The 17,298-nt window shown below is 70.3% G+C and carries 16 protein-coding genes; 8 read left to right on the top strand and 8 right to left on the bottom strand.

Going from position 1 to position 17,298, the window contains the following annotated elements:
• Nucleotides 1-3 precede the first annotated feature (3 nt).
• The 7 genes from OG737_RS21950 (at nt 4) to OG737_RS21920 (ending at nt 6,648) form a co-directional block, all read left to right on the top strand.
• On the top strand, nt 4-417 hold the full coding sequence (locus OG737_RS21950) for a roadblock/LC7 domain-containing protein (protein ID WP_328927840.1): 414 nt from the start codon (nt 4-6) through the stop codon (nt 415-417).
• A gap of 151 nt (nt 418-568) precedes the next feature.
• Nucleotides 569-961: a DUF742 domain-containing protein gene (locus OG737_RS21945; RefSeq protein WP_328927839.1), complete on the top strand. Its 393-nt coding sequence runs from the start codon at nt 569-571 to the stop codon at nt 959-961.
• The gene (locus OG737_RS21940) at nt 942-1,526 is read left to right on the top strand and encodes an ATP/GTP-binding protein (protein ID WP_328927838.1); all 585 of its coding nucleotides are present in this window, start codon (nt 942-944) and stop codon (nt 1,524-1,526) included. Before OG737_RS21945 ends, OG737_RS21940 begins: the two co-directional genes overlap by 20 nt.
• A gap of 293 nt (nt 1,527-1,819) precedes the next feature.
• Nucleotides 1,820-5,008, top strand: coding sequence for a nitrate- and nitrite sensing domain-containing protein (locus tag OG737_RS21935; RefSeq protein WP_328927837.1), 3,189 nt, complete (start codon nt 1,820-1,822; stop codon nt 5,006-5,008).
• A 10-nt stretch (nt 5,009-5,018) separates the two neighbouring features.
• Nucleotides 5,019-5,432, top strand: a complete 414-nt coding sequence (locus OG737_RS21930) for a roadblock/LC7 domain-containing protein (RefSeq protein ID WP_030037347.1) — start codon at nt 5,019-5,021, stop codon at nt 5,430-5,432.
• A gap of 93 nt (nt 5,433-5,525) precedes the next feature.
• Nucleotides 5,526-6,080 carry a DUF742 domain-containing protein gene (locus OG737_RS21925; protein WP_328927836.1) on the top strand — a complete coding sequence of 185 codons (555 nt, stop codon included), beginning with the start codon at nt 5,526-5,528 and terminating at the stop codon, nt 6,078-6,080.
• Nucleotides 6,061-6,648 (top strand): ATP/GTP-binding protein, encoded by a 588-nt coding sequence (locus OG737_RS21920; RefSeq protein WP_215149809.1) that lies wholly within the window; start codon nt 6,061-6,063, stop codon nt 6,646-6,648. The genes OG737_RS21925 and OG737_RS21920 overlap by 20 nt, the downstream gene beginning before the upstream one ends.
• A gap of 195 nt (nt 6,649-6,843) precedes the next feature.
• On the opposite strand, the gene OG737_RS21915 is transcribed toward OG737_RS21920, so the two are convergent.
• Both OG737_RS21915 and OG737_RS21910 read right to left on the bottom strand, forming a co-directional pair.
• Nucleotides 6,844-7,041, bottom strand: a complete 198-nt coding sequence (locus OG737_RS21915) for an acyl-CoA carboxylase subunit epsilon (protein ID WP_328927835.1) — start codon at nt 7,039-7,041, stop codon at nt 6,844-6,846.
• Nucleotides 7,042-7,056: 15 nt separating this feature from the next.
• Entirely contained in the window at nt 7,057-8,640 is a 1,584-nt protein-coding gene (locus tag OG737_RS21910) for an acyl-CoA carboxylase subunit beta (RefSeq protein ID WP_328927834.1), read from the bottom strand.
• A 247-nt stretch (nt 8,641-8,887) separates the two neighbouring features.
• Here OG737_RS21910 and OG737_RS21905 point away from each other — a divergent pair, with 247 nt between their 5' ends.
• Nucleotides 8,888-9,496 carry a YceI family protein gene (locus OG737_RS21905; protein WP_405921885.1) on the top strand — a complete coding sequence of 203 codons (609 nt, stop codon included), beginning with the start codon at nt 8,888-8,890 and terminating at the stop codon, nt 9,494-9,496.
• A 22-nt stretch (nt 9,497-9,518) separates the two neighbouring features.
• Here the strand turns inward: OG737_RS21905 and OG737_RS21900 are convergent, their stop codons facing one another.
• The 6 genes from OG737_RS21900 to ureA form a co-directional block, all read right to left on the bottom strand.
• Nucleotides 9,519-10,868 carry a hypothetical protein gene (locus OG737_RS21900; protein WP_405921884.1) on the bottom strand — a complete coding sequence of 450 codons (1,350 nt, stop codon included), beginning with the start codon at nt 10,866-10,868 and terminating at the stop codon, nt 9,519-9,521.
• Nucleotides 10,869-10,976: 108 nt separating this feature from the next.
• Nucleotides 10,977-12,605: a citramalate synthase gene (cimA, locus tag OG737_RS21895; protein ID WP_328927831.1), complete on the bottom strand. Its 1,629-nt coding sequence runs from the start codon at nt 12,603-12,605 to the stop codon at nt 10,977-10,979.
• A 371-nt stretch (nt 12,606-12,976) separates the two neighbouring features.
• Nucleotides 12,977-13,597: a TetR/AcrR family transcriptional regulator gene (locus tag OG737_RS21890; protein ID WP_328927830.1), complete on the bottom strand. Its 621-nt coding sequence runs from the start codon at nt 13,595-13,597 to the stop codon at nt 12,977-12,979.
• 42 nt (nt 13,598-13,639) lie between these two features.
• On the bottom strand, nt 13,640-14,674 hold the full coding sequence (locus OG737_RS21885) for an agmatine/peptidylarginine deiminase (RefSeq protein WP_405921883.1): 1,035 nt from the start codon (nt 14,672-14,674) through the stop codon (nt 13,640-13,642).
• Between the two features lie 29 nt (nt 14,675-14,703).
• Nucleotides 14,704-16,386, bottom strand: coding sequence for an urease subunit alpha (locus tag OG737_RS21880; protein ID WP_328930437.1), 1,683 nt, complete (start codon nt 16,384-16,386; stop codon nt 14,704-14,706).
• 47 nt (nt 16,387-16,433) lie between these two features.
• A complete protein-coding gene (gene ureA / locus OG737_RS21875) occupies nt 16,434-17,147 on the bottom strand; it encodes an urease subunit gamma (protein WP_328927828.1) in 714 nt (237 codons plus the stop codon).
• Nucleotides 17,148-17,298 lie beyond the last annotated feature (151 nt).

Below are 17,298 nucleotides of genomic sequence, written 5' to 3'. Positions count from 1 at the left end.
TCGATGAGCCAGGCGGCACAGAACCTGAACTGGTTGATCACCAACTTCGTGGACAACACCCCTGGGGTGTCCCACACCGTGGTGGTCTCCGCCGACGGACTCCTTCTGGCGATGTCCGACGGTTTCCCCCGCGACCGCGCCGATCAGCTGGCGGCCGTGGCCTCCGGTCTGACCTCGCTGACCGCCGGTGCCTCCCGCATCTTCGAGGGTGGCGCCGTCAACCAGACCGTGGTCGAGATGGACCGGGGATTCCTCTTCCTCATGTCGGTCTCCGACGGGTCCTCCCTGGCCGTACTGGCGCACCCCGAGTGCGACATCGGCCTCGTCGGCTACGAAATGGCCCTCCTGGTGGACCGTGCCGGCAGCGTCCTCACTCCGGACCTGCGCGCGGAACTGCAGGGCAGCCTGCTCAGCTGACTTACCCACTCCCGGCCGGACGGTACTGCCGGCCGGGGGACCGGGGCCGCGGCCCCGGAACCCAGTACCACCGACAGGCCGTCATACCGTCCCCCCACCGGCCGCCCCGTCAGACGGCACGCTGACCACTGCTGTCCAGCCCGGAGGATCAATGACCCCGCCCCCCGCCTACCCCGATGCGTACGGAGATTCGTACTCGGAAGGCGATCAGCCGCTGGTGCGTCCCTACGCGATGACCGGTGGCCGGACCCGGCCCCGCTACCAGCTCGCCATAGAGGCCCTGGTCAGCACCACGGCCGATCCGATGCACATGTCCGGCCTCCTTCCGGAGCACCAGCGCATCTGCACCCTGTGCCGCGAGGTCAAGTCGGTCGCGGAGGTCTCCGCGCTGCTGTCGATGCCGCTCGGTGTCGCCCGGATCCTCGTGGCCGACCTGGCGGAGGCCGGAATGGTGGCCATCCACCAGCCGGGCAATGGAGAGGCCGGCGGCACGCCCGATGTAACACTGCTCGAAAGGGTGCTCAGTGGCCTTCGGAACATCTAGCGGTGGAGCGGCTCCCCGCTCCACCACCTCCGCCAAGATCGTGGTGGCGGGCGGCTTCGGCGTGGGCAAGACCACGTTCGTCGGAGCCGTGTCCGAGATCAACCCGCTGCGTACCGAAGCGGTCATGACCTCCGCGAGCGCGGGGATCGACGACCTCACGCACACCGGCGACAAGACGACCACGACCGTCGCGATGGACTTCGGCCGCATCACGCTGGACCAGGACCTGATCCTGTACCTCTTCGGTACGCCGGGCCAGGACCGCTTCTGGTTCATGTGGGACGACCTGGTCCGTGGTGCCATCGGGGCGATCGTGCTCGTGGACACGCGCCGGCTCGCCGACTGCTTCCCGGCCGTCGACTACTTCGAGAACAGCGGCCTGCCGTTCGTCGTGGCGCTCAACGGCTTCGAGGGACACCAGCCGTACACCCCGGAGGAAGTCCGCGAGGCCCTGCAGATCGGCCCCGGCGCCCCCATCATCACCACCGACGCCCGCCACCGCGCGGACGCCAAGAGCGCGCTCATCACGCTCGTCGAGCACGCGCTCATGGCGCGGCTCAAGTAGCACGCTTTCAACTGCCGTGCGTGAGGGGCGGGCTGTGTCATGGGACACGGCCCGCCCCTCTCGTTCATAACGTTTCGACAGAGAATTCGGGCCGGTTCGCCACAGGGCGCGTTCAGTTGGTACCGCTACGCGCACAACTCCCCCCATTTTTGCCGCAGGAAGCTCTTTATGTCCGATTTATGCGGGGCATAAGGTTCTCGGAGTGGCCGAATTCAACTGTTTGGAACACGGCCGTTAACCGTGCTGGAATTCAACGAACTAGCTAGTAGCACCGCCGAGAGGTTGTTGGTCGAGTGAGGCGAAGCATCGCAAGCCCCGCGGATGAACCCGCGCGCGGCAACTTCACCCCGCCGCCGCGAGCGGCCGCGTCGCCCGTCGACGTGCCCGTGGAACCACCCGTGAGCAGCGGGAGCACCAGCAGGTTCTCCCCCCGCAACTGGCGTGTGCCGACCCGCCTGAACGCCATCCTGCTCGTGCCCGCCCTCGTCGGGCTGGTCATGGGCGGTTTCCAGGTGAAGGGCTCCGTCGACACCTGGAACGAGGCCCAGGACGCCGAGCAGATAGCCAGGGTCGTCCAGGCGGCCTCGGAATACAGCCAGGCACTGCTCAACGAGCGTGACCTCACGGCCGAGCCGCTGCTGAGCGGCAACGCCAACAGCGAGATCGTCACCAAGGCCCGCGGCGCGACCGACGCGGCCAAGGTGAAGTTCGACCAGGTCGTCCAGGACATGCCGAAGAACCAGGGCATGGAACGGCGTCTGGACCTCTTCCGCGCGGAAGAGCCCAGGCTGAAGGACGTACGCGAGAAGGCGTACCTGGCCGCGGCCGAGAGCCCCAAGAAGAACCCTCCTTCGTCGTTCGGGCCCATCCCGACCGAAGAGGGCTACGTGGCGGTCCAGCACTACCTGATGCAGTTCGCCAACGAGCTCGGCCTCGGCACCGGCAACGTGACCTCGTACGGCCGCATGGTCTACGCGATCCAGCTGGCCAAGGCGGCCAACTCGCTGCAGCGCTCCGTCGGTACCCACCTGCTGGTCCGTCCGAGCACCAACGAGGACGTCCGCAAGGCCCAGCTCGTCGCCTTCTCCTCGTACGCCTACCTCGAAGAGATCGCCCAGGGCGAGTACGTCGCCGCGGGCACCGAGGAGGACGTGAACCGCCTCCGCGAGGTCATGGGCAAGAAGTCCGACGAGGGTGCCGCCAAGATCGCCGAGGCCAAGCGCCAGGCCGAGCAGGCCGGTGTCCGCTTCGTGCCCCCGCCCGTGGTCAACAAGTCGGCACTGACCGGCATGACCGAGGCGATCGCCAGCGGCGAGAACAAGAAGAAGCTCGCCGAGAACGGCACCAACCCCCAGTTCTGGCAGGCCGCCGCCACCGCGAAGTTCGACGGCTACGACGAGATCGAGAAGGAACTCCTCGACAAGGCCGTCAAGGACGCCGTAGCGGTCTCCGACGAGGCCCGCACGGACGCCATCACCAACGGCGCCATCGTGGTCGTGTCCCTGCTCGCCGCCTTCATCCTGGCCGGTCTCATGGCCCGCCAGATGGGCCGCGCGATGCGCCGCCTGCGGTCCGCCGCCTTCGACATCGCCGAGCAGCGCCTGCCGATGCTCGTCGACCAGCTCTCGCGCACCGACCCGGGCAAGGTGGACACCCGCGTCCACCCGATCCCGATCGACTCCCAGGACGAGATCGGCGAGGTCGCCCGCGCCTTCGACCAGGTCCACCGGGAAGCGGTCCGGCTCGCCGCCGAGCAGGCGCTTCTGCGAGGGAACGTCAACGCGATCTTCACCAACCTCTCGATGCGCAACCAGTCCCTGATCGAGGGCCAGCTGACCCTCATCACCGACCTGGAGAACAACGAGGCGGACCCGGACCAGCTGGAGAACCTCTTCCGCCTGGACCACCTGGCCACCCGTATGCGCCGTAACGGCGAGAACCTCCTCATCCTCGCGGGTGAGGAGCCGGGCCGCCGCTGGGACCAGCCGGTGCCCCTCGTCGACGTCCTGCGCGCCGCCTCCTCCGAGGTGGAGCAGTACGAGCGCATCGAACTCTCCGGTGTCTCCGACGCCGAGATCCACGGCCAGGCCGTGACCGACCTCGTGCACCTGCTCGCCGAGCTCCTGGAGAACGCCACCACGTTCTCCTCCCCCCAGACCAAGGTCCGTGTCAACGCGACCCGTCTGCCGGACGGCCGCGTGATGGTCGAGATCCACGACAAGGGCATCGGCCTGACCGCCGAGGACTTCGCGGACATCAACCACAAGCTCGCCAACCCGCCGACCGTGGACGCCGCGATCTCGCAGCGCATGGGTCTGTTCGTGGTCGGCCGGCTGGCGGACCGCCACAGCATCCGCGTGCAGCTGCGCCCCTCGGGCGAGGCGGCGGGCACCACCTCGCTGGTCATGCTTCCCGACGCCATCACCCACGGTGGCGGTGGCGAGGGCATCCCGGACGACGACTTCACGGTCTCCCAGATCATCCCGGAGCAGAAGGCACAGCTGCAGGCGCCGCTGCGCACGGCCGCCGAGCTCGGTTTCGACGACTCCCGCTACGACCAGCAGGGCGGCGACGGCCAGCTCGACCCGGTCGGGCGCTCGCTCCTCGCCGAGGAGCGGCGCGCCGCGCTGAAGGCCCAGGTCTCCTACCCGCAGGACGATCAGGAGTACGCCGAGCAGGCTGGGCAGGAGTATGCGGAACCTCAGCCTGAGCACGGGTACCAGCCGTACCAGGGCTACGAGCAGCAGTCCGAGCAGGGCTACGACGCCTCGTACGAGGCCCAGCAGCCCCAGCAGGGCTACGAGGCCTACCCGCAGCAGGGCTACGCCTATCCGGAAGCGGGCTACGCGGACGGTCAGCAGACCGGCCAGGGCTACGACAACGGCTACGAATCCCAGGCGGGGCAGGCCGAGTGGCCCGAGCAGAACACGTATTCGGCTGGCTACCAGCAGGATTACGGGACCGAATCGGAATCCCCTGCCGTCCCCGAACGGACTGCGGAGCGCGTAGGCTTCGACCGTCCGGGTGCCGCTGCCGACACCGGTCACGAGATGACCGGAGCGGGCCTGCCGCGTCGCGGCAGCCAGCAGCAGCGGCAGTCGGGACGGCAGGAAGCGGAGTCTTCCGGATCCCTCTTCGAACAGCGGCCGCCGCGTCAGCAGCAGCCCGCTGAAGCGGAGCGGGCCCCGGAGGTGAAGGAAGCCAGCACCGGCTGGCGTTCGGGCAACGACGAACGCTGGCAGCAGGCCGCCAAACTCCGTGAGCCGAAGGCGGGCGGGGTCACCTCGTCCGGTCTCCCTCGGCGAGTGCCCAAGGCCAACCTGGTCGAGGGCGCGGCGGAGACGACCCCGCAGGGCGGCCCCCAGGTCTCCCGCGCACCGGAGGACGTCCGCGGCAGGTTGAGCAACCTGCGGCGTGGTGTCCAGCAAGGACGCAACGCGGGTTCTGAGCAGTCAAGTAACAGCTATGACCAGGAGCGTTAGTGTGAGCCCGATGAGCCAGGCGGCACAGAACCTGAACTGGTTGATCACCAACTTCGTGGACAACACCCCTGGGGTGTCCCACACCGTGGTGGTCTCCGCCGACGGACTCCTTCTGGCGATGTCCGACGGGTTTCCGCGCGACCGCGCCGATCAGCTGGCGGCCGTGGCCTCCGGTCTGACCTCGCTGACCGCCGGTGCCTCCCGCATCTTCGAGGGTGGCGCCGTCAACCAGACCGTGGTCGAGATGGACCGGGGATTCCTTTTCCTCATGTCCGTCTCGGACGGATCCTCGCTCGCGGTGCTCGCGCACCCCGAGTGCGACATCGGCCTCGTCGGCTACGAGATGGCCCTGCTGGTGGACCGTGCGGGCAGTGTCCTCACTCCGGACCTGCGCGCCGAGCTGCAGGGAAGTCTTCTCAACTAGCAGACAGGCAGTGCGTTTCGCGCCATCGCACCATAGGGTGCGGTGGCGCGGTTCCACAGGAAGTACTGCGTACTTGGAGTCGGAGGAGGAAACGTGACAACACCCGGAGGACATCCTTATGGCGGCGCGCAGCAGCCGCAGGGTGGGCACGACCAGAACCGCTTCAACTTCCCCTCCACGCCCAGCCGGCCCATGCCGGAGCAGCACAACCCCTACCAGCAGCAGCCGTACGGGCAGCCCCAGCAGCCCTATGTGCCTCCGCAGCAGCAGCCTCCCCGCGCCATGCGGCAGCCTGCGCCGAAGGCCCACAACCCGCTGGTGCGCCCGTACGCGATGACCGGCGGCCGTACTCGGCCGCGCTACCAGCTCGCCATCGAGGCGCTGGTCAGTACCACGGCCGATCCCGCGCGGCTGCAAGGGCAGTTGCCCGAGCACCAGCGCATCTGCCGTCTGTGCCAAGAGATCAAATCCGTCGCGGAGATCTCGGCACTCCTCTCCATTCCTCTTGGTGTCGCCCGCATCCTCGTCGCCGACCTGGCGGAGGCGGGCCTTGTCGCCATTCACCAGCCCGGCGGCGACGAGTCTGCCGGCGGCCAGCCAGATGTGACACTGCTCGAAAGGGTGCTCAGTGGACTTCGCAAGCTCTAACGGCGGAGCGGCTCCCGCTCGCTCCACCACCTCCGCGAAGATCGTGGTGGCGGGCGGCTTCGGCGTGGGCAAGACCACGTTCGTCGGCGCGGTCTCCGAAATCAACCCCCTGCGCACCGAAGCCGTCATGACCAGCGCCTCCGCCGGCATCGACGACCTCACCCACACCGGTGACAAGACGACCACCACGGTCGCGATGGACTTCGGCCGCATCACGCTGGACCAGGACCTGATCCTGTACCTCTTCGGTACGCCGGGCCAGGACCGCTTCTGGTTCATGTGGGACGACCTGGTGCGTGGTGCCATCGGCGCCGTCGTGCTCGTGGACACGCGCCGGCTCGCCGACTGCTTCCCCGCCGTCGACTACTTCGAGAACAGCGGCCTGCCGTTCGTCGTGGCCCTCAACGGCTTCGACGGGAATCAGGCGTACACGCCGGAGGAAGTCCGCGAGGCCCTGCAGATCGGCCCGGACGCCCCGATCATCACCACCGACGCCCGCCACCGCGCGGACGCCAAGAGCGCGCTCATCACGCTCGTCGAGCACGCGCTCATGGCCCGCCTGCGGTAGCGGCCCGCCGACGACAGCCGTAAGGCCCCCGTGTCCCTGACGCGGGGGCCTTCGCCGTGTACGGAGTCCGGTGTTGCCGCGTGCCGCGTGCCGCGTGCCGCGTGCCGGTTGCCGGTTGCTGCGTGCCGTGGGGCGGGTACGCGCAAGGCCCCGCACCCTGAGGGAGGGTGCGGGGCCTTGCGTCGGGCTCGGGACTCAGCCCTGCCAGCTGTGCGGGGCGCGGAAGCCCGGGGTGCGCTCCAGGCGGCGCCAGCCGGCCTGGGAGCGGCCCGCGGGGACCGAGGTGCCCTCGGGCGCGGCGGCGGCACGGGCGAGCAGGATCGCGGTGATCGCGGCCAGCTCCTCGGGCTCGGCGTTGCCCTTCTCGACGCGCAGCATCATGTCGGTGCTCATCGGTGGCTTGTCTCCTTACTGCGGCGGGTTGCCGTGCTTGCGGGACGGCAGGTCGGCGTGCTTGTTGCGGAGCATCGCGAGGGCGCTGACGAGGACCTCGCGGGTCTCGGCGGGGTCGATGACGTCGTCGACGAGGCCGCGCTCGGCCGCGTAGTACGGGTGCATCAGCTCGGCCTTGTACTCCTTGACCATGCGCACGCGCATGGCCTCGGGGTCCTCGGCGTCCGCGATCTGCTTGCGGAAGATGACGTTGGCCGCGCCCTCTGCGCCCATGACGGCGATCTCGTTGGTGGGCCAGGCGTAGGTGATGTCGGCGCCGATGGACTGGGAGTCCATGACGATGTACGCGCCGCCGTAGGCCTTGCGCAGGATCAGCGAGATCCGCGGGACGGTGGCGTTGCAGTACGCGTACAGCAGCTTGGCGCCGTGGCGGATGATGCCGCCGTGCTCCTGGTCGACGCCCGGCAGGAAGCCAGGGACGTCCAGCAGCGTGATGATCGGGATGTTGAAGGCGTCGCACATCTGGACGAAGCGCGCGGCCTTCTCGGAGGCCTCGATGTCCAGGACGCCGGCGAGGTGGCCGGGCTGGTTGGCGACGATGCCGACGACCTGTCCGTCCATCCGGGCCAGGGCGCAGATGATGTTGCGGGCCCAGCGCTCGTGGATCTCCAGGACGTCGCCCTCGTCGACGAGCTCCTCGATGACCTTGAGCATGTCGTACGGGCGGTTGCCGTCGGCGGGCACCAGGTCCAGCAGGACCTCGGAGCGGCGGTCCGCCGGGTCGCTCGTCTCGTGGACGGGCGGGTTCTCGCGGTTGTTGGAGGGCAGCATCGAGATGAGGTAGCGGACCTCGGAGATGCAGGTCTCCTCGTCGTCGTACGCGAAGTGCGCGACGCCCGAGGTCTCGGCGTGCACGTCCGCGCCGCCGAGCCCGTTCTGGGTGATCTCCTCGCCGGTCACCGCGCGGACCACGTCCGGGCCGGTGATGAACATCTGCGAGGTCTCGCGGACCATGAACACGAAGTCCGTCAGCGCCGGGGAGTACGCGGCGCCGCCCGCGCACGGGCCCAGCATCACCGAGATCTGCGGGATGACGCCCGAGGCCCGGGTGTTGCGCTGGAAGATGCCGCCGTAGCCGGCGAGGGCGGAGACGCCCTCCTGGATACGGGCGCCGGCGCCGTCGTTGAGGGAGACCAGCGGAGCGCCGGCCGCGATGGCCATGTCCATGATCTTGTGGATCTTCGTGGCATGGGCCTCGCCCAGGGCGCCGCCGAAGATGCGGAAGTCGTGCGCGTAGACGAAGACCGTGCGGCCCTCGACCGTGCCCCAGCCGGTGATGACACCGTCGGTGTAGGGCTTCTTGGCCTCCAGGCCGAAGCCCGTCGCCCGGTGGCGGCGGAGCTGCTCGACCTCCTTGAAGGAGCCTTCGTCGAGGAGCAGCGCGATGCGCTCGCGGGCGGTCAGCTTGCCCTTGGCGTGCTGGGTCTCGGTCGCGCGGTCACTGGGGCCGCGCCGCGCCTGCTCGCGCAGGGAGTGCAGCTCGGCCACGCGCCCTCGGGCGTCCGTCGGCTCGCTCGGGGTCTGGTCCACAACGGTCATGTACCGACCTTACGAAGCGCGGGGTCAAAAACCTCCGTTGATTCCACACAGTCTCGGGTGTCATCAGCTGTCCGGCCCGCACAGAACGGTTCGGGGATGCGCGTAGTCCGCCAGACGGGGGCATCGTCCTTTGTCGCTCCTCTACAAATCGACCTGACACCCCGCCTAGAAGTTGAAATTTGAACGGAATGGGTCTAGCGTCATTCTCGTTGAAAGTTCAACGAACATCACTACCGAGGAGGAAGCCATGGGTCTCTTCACCCGCCGCAACCAGGACACCACCGCCGCCGTCGCCACGCTCGAAGTGGACCCGGCTCTCGCCGCCCTCACCGGCGACTACGTCATCGACGCCGGCCACAGCAGCATCGGCTTCACCGTCCGCCACGCGATGGTGACCAACGTCCGCGGCAGCTTCACCAAGCACGAGGGCACGCTGCACCTGGACGGCAGCGACCCGTCCCGCTCCACCGCCGCCATCGACGTCACGATCGCCTCGGTCAGCACCGGGATCGCCGACCGCGACGCCCACCTGCGCAGCGGTGACTTCTTCGACGCCGAGGCCTTCCCGCTGATGACGTTCCGCTCCACCGGGGCGGCCCAGCTCGGCGGCGACACGTACCGCATCACCGGCGAGCTGACGATCAAGGACGTCACGCGGCCGCTCTCCATCGACCTGGAGTTCGCCGGCTCCGCCACGGACGTCTACGGCAACGAGCGCGTCGGCTTCGAGGGCTCCGCCGAGATCCTGCGCTCCGACTGGGGTCTGACCTGGAACGCGGCGCTGGAGGCCGGCGGAGTGATGGTCAGCGACAAGGTGAAGCTGACCTTCGACATCTCGGCCATCAAGCAGGCCTGACCCGGCGGGCGCCCGGGGACGGTCAGAAACCGCCCCCACCGTCGAAGCCGCCGCCTCCGTCGAAGCCGCCACCGCCGCCCCAGTCCCCGCCGCCGAAGTCGGACGGGTTGAAGTCGGCCCCCGAGACGTCCCCGCCGTCGAAGCCGCCGCCGAAGTCCGAGGCGTAGGCGGGGCTGGACATCATCGAACCGAGCATCGTGCCCACGAGCAGGCCGGGCAGGATGCCGCCGCCGAAGTACCCGCCGGCCCAGGGGCCGTACGCCGGGCCCGCGTCGTAGTACGGGCGCCGACCGTAGTCGGTGTCCACCGTGCGGACCGCGGGATCCAGGCCGTCGCGCAGCCGGACGGCGTCCGCCGTGCAGACCGGCACGGTACGGGCGGCCCCGCCGGCCGGAGCCCAGGAGGCGTCCTCGGTGCTCGGCCCGTGCCGCGGGTCGAAGAAGCAGGGCGAACGGCGCTCGGGTACCGGCCGCCCCTGACGGCGCGCGTCCAGGCGGGCCAGGGCGAAACGGCCGTCCTCCAGCGCCTGGGTCACGCCCTGGACCTCATCGGGCCGCTGCACGGAGGCCATGATCTGCTTGGCCCGCTCGTACGAGTCGAGCCCCTGCTCGTAGTCCGCCCGCATGGCGTCGTCGGCGCCGGGCTCACCGGGGTGGAAGTCGAGGCGGTCGAGTTCCTCGCCGAAGGCCGTGATGTCCTCGTCGACGACCACGCTGAGCCGCTCGATGGCCTCGCGACGGGCCTCTTCCTTCTTCTTCCGGTTGCGGCGGACCAGCGCGTACGCGCCGCCGCCGCCGACCGCGGCCACCACGCCGAGGGTGATCAGGCCGCCGACCGGGGCTCCGCCGTCATCGGCGGCGCCGCCCCAGGAGGCCGGGGCGCTGCCCTTGGCCTGGCTCAGGGCCTGGTCCACGAAGTTGTTGAGCTGGGTGCTCGCGTCCACCGGGGTGCCCGTCTTCACGGCCTCGGTGAGGTTGCGCACGGCGTTGGACGGCATGACCGCCTTGTCGGCGCCCGCGTTGAAGCCGTCGCCCAGCCGGATCGCGTAGAGCCCGGTGATGCCGGTCTCGGCGCGGACGGCGCTGAGCACCTTGCCCGGCGGGAACTCGGCGGTGGCCGGGAGCACGGCGACGAAGACCGGCTTCCCGGCGTCCTTGATCTTCTGCGCGAGCGCCTGCGCCGCCGGAGCCGGCAGCTGCGCCTCGGCCCGGGGATCGACGTAGACCGGGCCCTCCTTGAGGGCCTCCCCCACGGCGGCGACTCCGGTGGCCGCCGATGCCTGCGGCGCGGCCACGAGGGCGCTCGCCGACAGGGCCAGCAGCAGACCGGACAGCAGCGATCCAACGCGTACGGATATCAGCCAGGTCCTCATGCTCACGACGCTACCGGAACCGGCACTTTCCTGTGTGAGCTGGACATAAGCCCGTCCGGCCCGCCGCCGAGGACCTCGCCGGGCCGAGGCCCGGCGAGGCGTGGCGGACTACTCGGCCGGTTCGACGCCCGCGCGCAGGAGGCCGTACGTGAAGGCGTCCTCCAGGGCCTGCCATGACGCGGCGATCACGTTCGGGGCCACGCCGACCGTGGACCACTCGCGGACGCCGTCGGTCGTGGCGATCAGCACGCGGGTCGTGGACTCCGTGCCGTGCTTGCCCTCCAGGATGCGGACCTTGTAGTCGACCAGCTCGAACTTGGCGAGCTGCGGGTAGAACCGCTCCAGCGCGACCCGCAGCGCCCGGTCCAGTGCGTTGACCGGGCCGTTGCCCTCCGCCGTCGCGACGATCCGCTCGCCCTTGGCCCACAGTTTGACCGTGGCCTCGTTGGCATGGGTGCCGTCCGGGCGGTCCTCGACGATCGCCCGCCAGGACTCGATGCGGAAGTACTTGCGGGCCCGGCCCTCGGCCTCCGCGCGCAGCAGCAGCTCGAAGGAGGCATCGGCCGCCTCGTACGTGTAGCCCTGGAGCTCCCGCTCCTTGACCCGCTCCACGACCCGGGAGATCAGCGCGCGGTCCCCGTTCAGCTCGACGCCGAGCTCCTTGCCCTTGAGCTCGATGGAGGCGCGGCCGGCCATGTCGGAGACCAGCATCCGCATGGTGTTGCCGACCCGCTCGGGGTCGATGTGCTGGTAGAGGTCCGGGTCGACCTTGATGGCCGAGGCGTGCAGGCCCGCCTTGTGGGCGAAGGCGGACACACCCACGTACGGCTGGTGCGTGGAGGGCGTGAGGTTGACGACCTCGGCGATGGCGTGCGAGATCCGGGTCATCTCGGCGAGCGCGCCCTCGGGGAGCACCGTGCGGCCGTACTTGATCTCCAGGGCGGCGACGACGGGGAAGAGGTTGGCGTTGCCGACGCGCTCGCCGTAGCCGTTGGCGGTGCACTGCACGTGGGTGGCGCCCGCGTCCACCGCGGCCAGGGTGTTGGCGACGGCGCAGCCGGTGTCGTCCTGGGCGTGGATGCCCAGGCGGGCGCCGGTGTCGGCGAGGACGGTCGCGACGGTCGCCGTCACCTGGGCGGGCAGCATGCCGCCGTTGGTGTCGCAGAGGATGACGACGTCGGCGCCGGCCTCGTGGGCGGCGCGTACGACGGACTTCGCGTACTCGGCGTTGGCCCGGTAGCCGTCGAAGAAGTGCTCGCAGTCGACGAACACCCGGCGGCCCTGGCCGACCAGGTAGGAAACGGTGTCCCGGACCATCTCCAGGTTCTCGTCCAGGGTGGTGCGCAGGGCGAGTTCGACGTGACGGTCGTGGGACTTGGCGACGAGCGTGACGACCGGGGCGCCGGACTCCAGCAGGGCCCGCACCTGCGGGTCCTCGGCGGCGGAGCCGCCTGCGCGCCGGGTCGCGCCGAAGGCGACCAGCTGGGCGTTCTTGAAGTCGATCTCGGCGCGGGCGCGGGCGAAGAACTCGGTGTCACGGGGGTTGGCGCCGGGCCAGCCGCCCTCGATGAAGCCCACTCCGAACTCGTCGAGGTGACGGGCGATCGTCAGCTTGTCGGCGACCGTGAGGTTGATGCCCTCGCGCTGGGCGCCGTCGCGCAGGGTGGTGTCGAAGACGTGGAAGCTGTCGTCCAGGCCCCCGGACAGCGCAGTTGCCGCCTCTGGTGTCGTCGTCATGCTGATCTGACTCCTGTCGGATGAGTGGTTCCGGATGCCCGCCAAAGGGGCAGGCCGCCGTCACTGCCCCCATCATCGCGCGCAGGCCGGTCCCGGCTGGGATGGGCCGGGAAACGAAAAAACCTCTCGCGGGTAGCGAGAGGTCTGCGCGCGGGTCTGAGGCACGGTGGCCGCTTCCGCGAAGTTCTTCCACGGTTCAGCGGCCACTGGGGACCGGCGCGCTGCTGGCGATAATCATGAGCTGAGCAGGCACGCTCGCAGTGTGCCACAACGCCCGCAGCGCGTGGACACGGATCTCAGCATGCGGGCACGGCCCGCCCGCCCGCCGGATGGTGCCGGTCCCCCGGCCGCGTACGGCGCCATCGCCGGGGCTACGGCCGGGGGGTGAGGGTCTCGTCGAGGAACTCCCGGACGTGGTCCAGGATCTCCTCGCGGTTCACCGTCGGCAGACCGACCGCCAGTTGGATGCTGAACCCGTCCAGCAGGGCCCGGATGCGGGCCGCCACCCGGTCGGGGTCCACCGGGCGGAACTCACCGCGCGAGATGCCCTCCGCGAGCAGCGCCACCAGGTCGCGGTGCCAGGCGCCCTCGATGGCCGCCTGGCGGTCGCGCTCCTGCGGGCCGGCGTTCTGGGAGCGGTTCCAGACCTCCAGCCACAGCGTCCAGTGCGGGTCGCGGGCCTGCGTGGGCACGTACAGGTCGACGTACGCCCGCAGCCGCTCGGCCACCGGGCCGCGTCGGGACAGCAGGGCCCGCCGCTCGGTGCCCAGTTCCGCCTCGCTCCACTCCAAGGTCTGCAGCAGGAGCTCGTCCTTGCTGCGGAAGTAGTAGAGGAGGTGGCCGCTGCTCATGCCGACCTCACGGCCCAGACCTGCCATGGTCAGGCCTTCCAGGCCCCGCTCGGCGATCGTGGCCATGGCGGCGACGAGTACGTCCTCGCGCGGGGGCGCGTTCTTGCGCGCCGCCCGTACCGGTACTCCACCCGCCACCATGGGCCCACTCCTCGTCCGTCCGTCCGCCGCCGGTCTTGTCGGTCAGACCTTCGGCTGCTGCTGGGTGATGCAGTGGATTCCGCCACCCCCGGCGAAAATCGTACGTGCGTCAACGAGTGTCACGGTCCGCTCGGGGAACAGTCCGCGGAAGATCTCGGCGGCCTCCTCGTCGCGCGGGTCGTCGAAGGAGCACAGCACGACACCGCCGTTGCACAGGTAGTGGTTGATGTACGAGTAGTCCACCCACTCCCCGCCCTCCTCCAGCACGGTCGGCGCCGGGACCTCCACGACCTCCAGCTGCCGGCCCCGGGCGTCGGTGGACGCCCGCAGGATGGCGGCGATGGTCTTGCAGCGCTCGTGGTCCGGGTGGGCCGGGTCGGGCTGCGTGTGCACCATGACCACGCCGGGGCGGGCGAAGGCGGCGACGATGTCCACGTGGCCCTGGGTGCCGTAGGTGCCGTAGTCGCCGGCCAGGCCGTACGGGAGCCAGATCGCCTTCGCGGTGCCCAGGTGGGCGTGGATCTCGGCCTCCACCTGCTGGCGGGTCCAGCCGGGGTTGCGGCCCTCGCCGAGGTGCACGGTGTCGGTGAGGAGCACGGTGCCCTCGCCGTCGACGTGGATCGCGCCGCCCTCGTTGACGAGTGCGGTGCTGTAGGTACGGGTGCCGGCCAGGTCGGAGACGGCCCGGGCGATCTTCGAGTCGTGGTCCCAGCGGGCCCACTCCTGGGCGCCCCAGCCGTTGAAGGTCCAGTCAACCGCGGCCAGCTCACCGGCGTCGTTGGTGACGAAGGTCGGGCCGATGTCGCGCATCCAGGCGTCGTCGAGCTCGCGCTCGACGATCTGCACGTCGTCGCCGACGTGTCCGCGGGCGCTCTCGGCGTCACCGGGCGAGACGACCAGGGTCACGGGCTCGTACGAGCGGACCGCGCGGGCCACGGCGCTCCAGGCCTCGCGGGCCTCGGCGAGCTCCTGCTCGTTGGTGAAGGTGGGGTTGGGGCTGGGCCAGGCCATCCAGGTGCGCTCGTGGGGCATCCACTCGGCGGGCATCCGGAATCCGTGGTCGGCGGGCTTGGTCATGGCAGGGGGTCCTTAGGGGCTCTGCTGTCTTACAGGAAGTACAGGCGGTTGAGGGAGACCGACTCGGCGGCTTCGGAGCGCAGCGGTTCCCCGTCGAGGGAGACCAGGCCGCTGCGCGCGTCCACATCGACCGCGCCCACCCGGGAGTTGAGGAGCAGGTCCTTCGGACCGATGCCCCGGGTGCCGCGGACGGCCACCCGGCGTCGGCGGGTCGGCATCTCGTCGGAGCCGAGCGCGGCCGCCGCGGCGGAGACGAAGGCGACGGAGATGTCGGCCGCGGCGGCCCCGTACGAGCCGAACTGCGGTCCGAGGACCAGCGGTTCACAGGTGTCGGTGGCGGCGTTGGGGTCGCCGGTGACCCCGTACGCCGGGAAGCCGGACTTGAGGACCAGCTGCGGCTTGGCGCCGAAGAACTGCGGGCGCCACAGGACGATGTCGGCGAGCTTGCCGACCTCGATGGAGCCGATCTCATGGGCCAGGCCGTGGGCGATGGCCGGGTTGATGGTCAGCTTGGCCATGTAGCGCAGGACGCGGGCATTGTCGTCGCCCTCGCCGTCGCCGGCCAGCGGACCCAGCTCGCCCTTCATCTTGGCGGCCATGGCGAAGGTGCGGCGGATGGTCTCGCCGGCGCGGCCCATGCCCTGGGCGTCGGAGGAGGTGATGCCGATCGCGCCCAGGTCGTGCAGCACGTCCTCCGCGCCCATGGTGCCCGCGCGGATCCGGTCGCGGGCCATGGCGGCGTCGCCGGGAAGGTCCGGCTTGAGGTCGTGGACGGAGACGATCATGCCGTAGTGCTCGGCGACCGCGTCCCGGCCGAAGGGCAGGGTGGGGTTGGTGGAGGAGCCGATGACGTTCGGCACGCCCGCCATCTTCAGGACGTTCGGGACGTGGCCGCCGCCGCAGCCCTCGATGTGGAAGGCGTGGATGGTGCGGCCGTCCAGCACCCGCAGGGTGTCCTCGACGGAGAGGCATTCGTTGAGGCCGTCGCTGTGCAGGGCGACCTGCACGTCGTGCTCCTCGGCCACCCGCAGGGCGGTGTCCAGGGCCCGGGTGTGCGCGCCCATGTCCTCGTGGACCTTGAAGCCGGACGCGCCGCCCTCGGCCAGGGCCTCGACCAGCGGGGCCGCGTCCGAGGACGAACCGCGGGCGAGGAAGCCGATGTTGACGGGCCAGGCGTCGAAGGCGTTGAACGCGTGGCGCAGGGCCCAGGGGGAGTTGACGCCGACGCCCCAGACCGGGCCGAACTCCTGGCCGATGATCGTGGTGACGCCCGCGGCGAGCGAGGCCTCCATGACGCGCGGGGAGAGCAGGTGCACGTGGGTGTCGACGGCGCCGGCGGTGGCGATCAGGCCCTCGCCGGAGACGATGCTCGTGCCCGTGCCGACGATGACGTCGACCCCGTCGAGGGTGTCCGGGTTGCCGGCCCGGCCGATCGCGTGGATGCGGCCCTCGCGAATGCCGACGGAGACCTTGCGGATGCCGAGGACGGCGTCGATGACCAGCACGTTGCTGATGACGACGTCGCAGGTCTCGCGGACGGCGGCGGCCTTCAGGTGCAGGCCGTCGCGGGCGGTCTTGCCGAAGCCGGCCAGGAACTCGTCGCCGGGCTTCTGGGCGTCGGACTCCACCCGCACGGTGAGCCCCGAGTCGCCGAGCCGCACCCGGTCGCCCGCGCGGGGGCCGAAGACGGAGGCGTACTCGTGCGGGTCGATGTGCCGGCTGCCGGGCGCGCAGTGATCGCTGTGGGGGGTCTGGCGGCTCACGCCTGTGCTCCTTCGCTACCGGTGGTGTCACGTACGCCGACGTAGCCGCAGGCGGCGGCCCGGCGCAGGGCCTCGTCCTTCGCGCCGGGCGCGTCCAGCGGCCCGTCCACCAGGCCGGCGAAGCCGATGGCGATCCGGTCGCCGCCGATCGGCACCAGACCGACCTCGCCCTCGCCGTGCGGGTCGAACCGTACGGACGAGCCGGCCGGGACGCACAGCCGCATGCCGTAGGCGGCGGCGCGGTCGAAGTCGAGGCGCGGGTTGGCCTCGAAGAAGTGGAAGTGGGAGGTGACGCTCACCGGTACGGCGGCGGTGTTGCGCACACGCAGGTGCAACACCGGCTCCGGCTGGGGGACGCCCGGCCCGGGGACCACCGCTCCGGGGGCGTCGTGGCCGAGCGGTACGGCGCCCCGTACGGGGGACGAGACCACCGCGAGCCGGGAGCCGTCGTCGAAGACGGCCTCCACGTGCACCTCGGTGACCACGTCGGCCACGCCGGGCAGGACGTCGTCGGGGCCCAGCACGCCGCGGGCCTCCTCGATGGCCTCCGCGAGCCGCTTGCCGTCGCGCGCGGCCTCGCAGACCGTGTCCGCGATCAAAGCGGTGGCCTCCGGGACGTTGAGCTTCAGGCCCCGGGCCCGTCGGGCCCTGGCCAGTTCCGCAGCGCTGCGGAGCAGCAGCCGGTCGCGCTCCGTAGGGGTCAGCCGCACGCCGATCCACCACCTCTTGAGTCGATGGGTTAGAGCATCACTCTAACTCTTCTTTCGTTCACAAGGAATCATTGACCTGGCACCAGGGCTTAGGCCACATTGAGTGTCGCTCAAAGATTGCGCAACCCACCCCCCCGCCCTGCCAAGGGAG

Origin of the sequence: Streptomyces sp. NBC_00122 (genome assembly GCF_045160845.1) — a bacterium.
GTDB lineage: Bacteria > Actinomycetota > Actinomycetes > Streptomycetales > Streptomycetaceae > Streptomyces.
The sequence above is the reverse complement of the archived record's forward strand: the minus strand, read 5'-3'. Positions and strand labels throughout refer to the sequence as shown.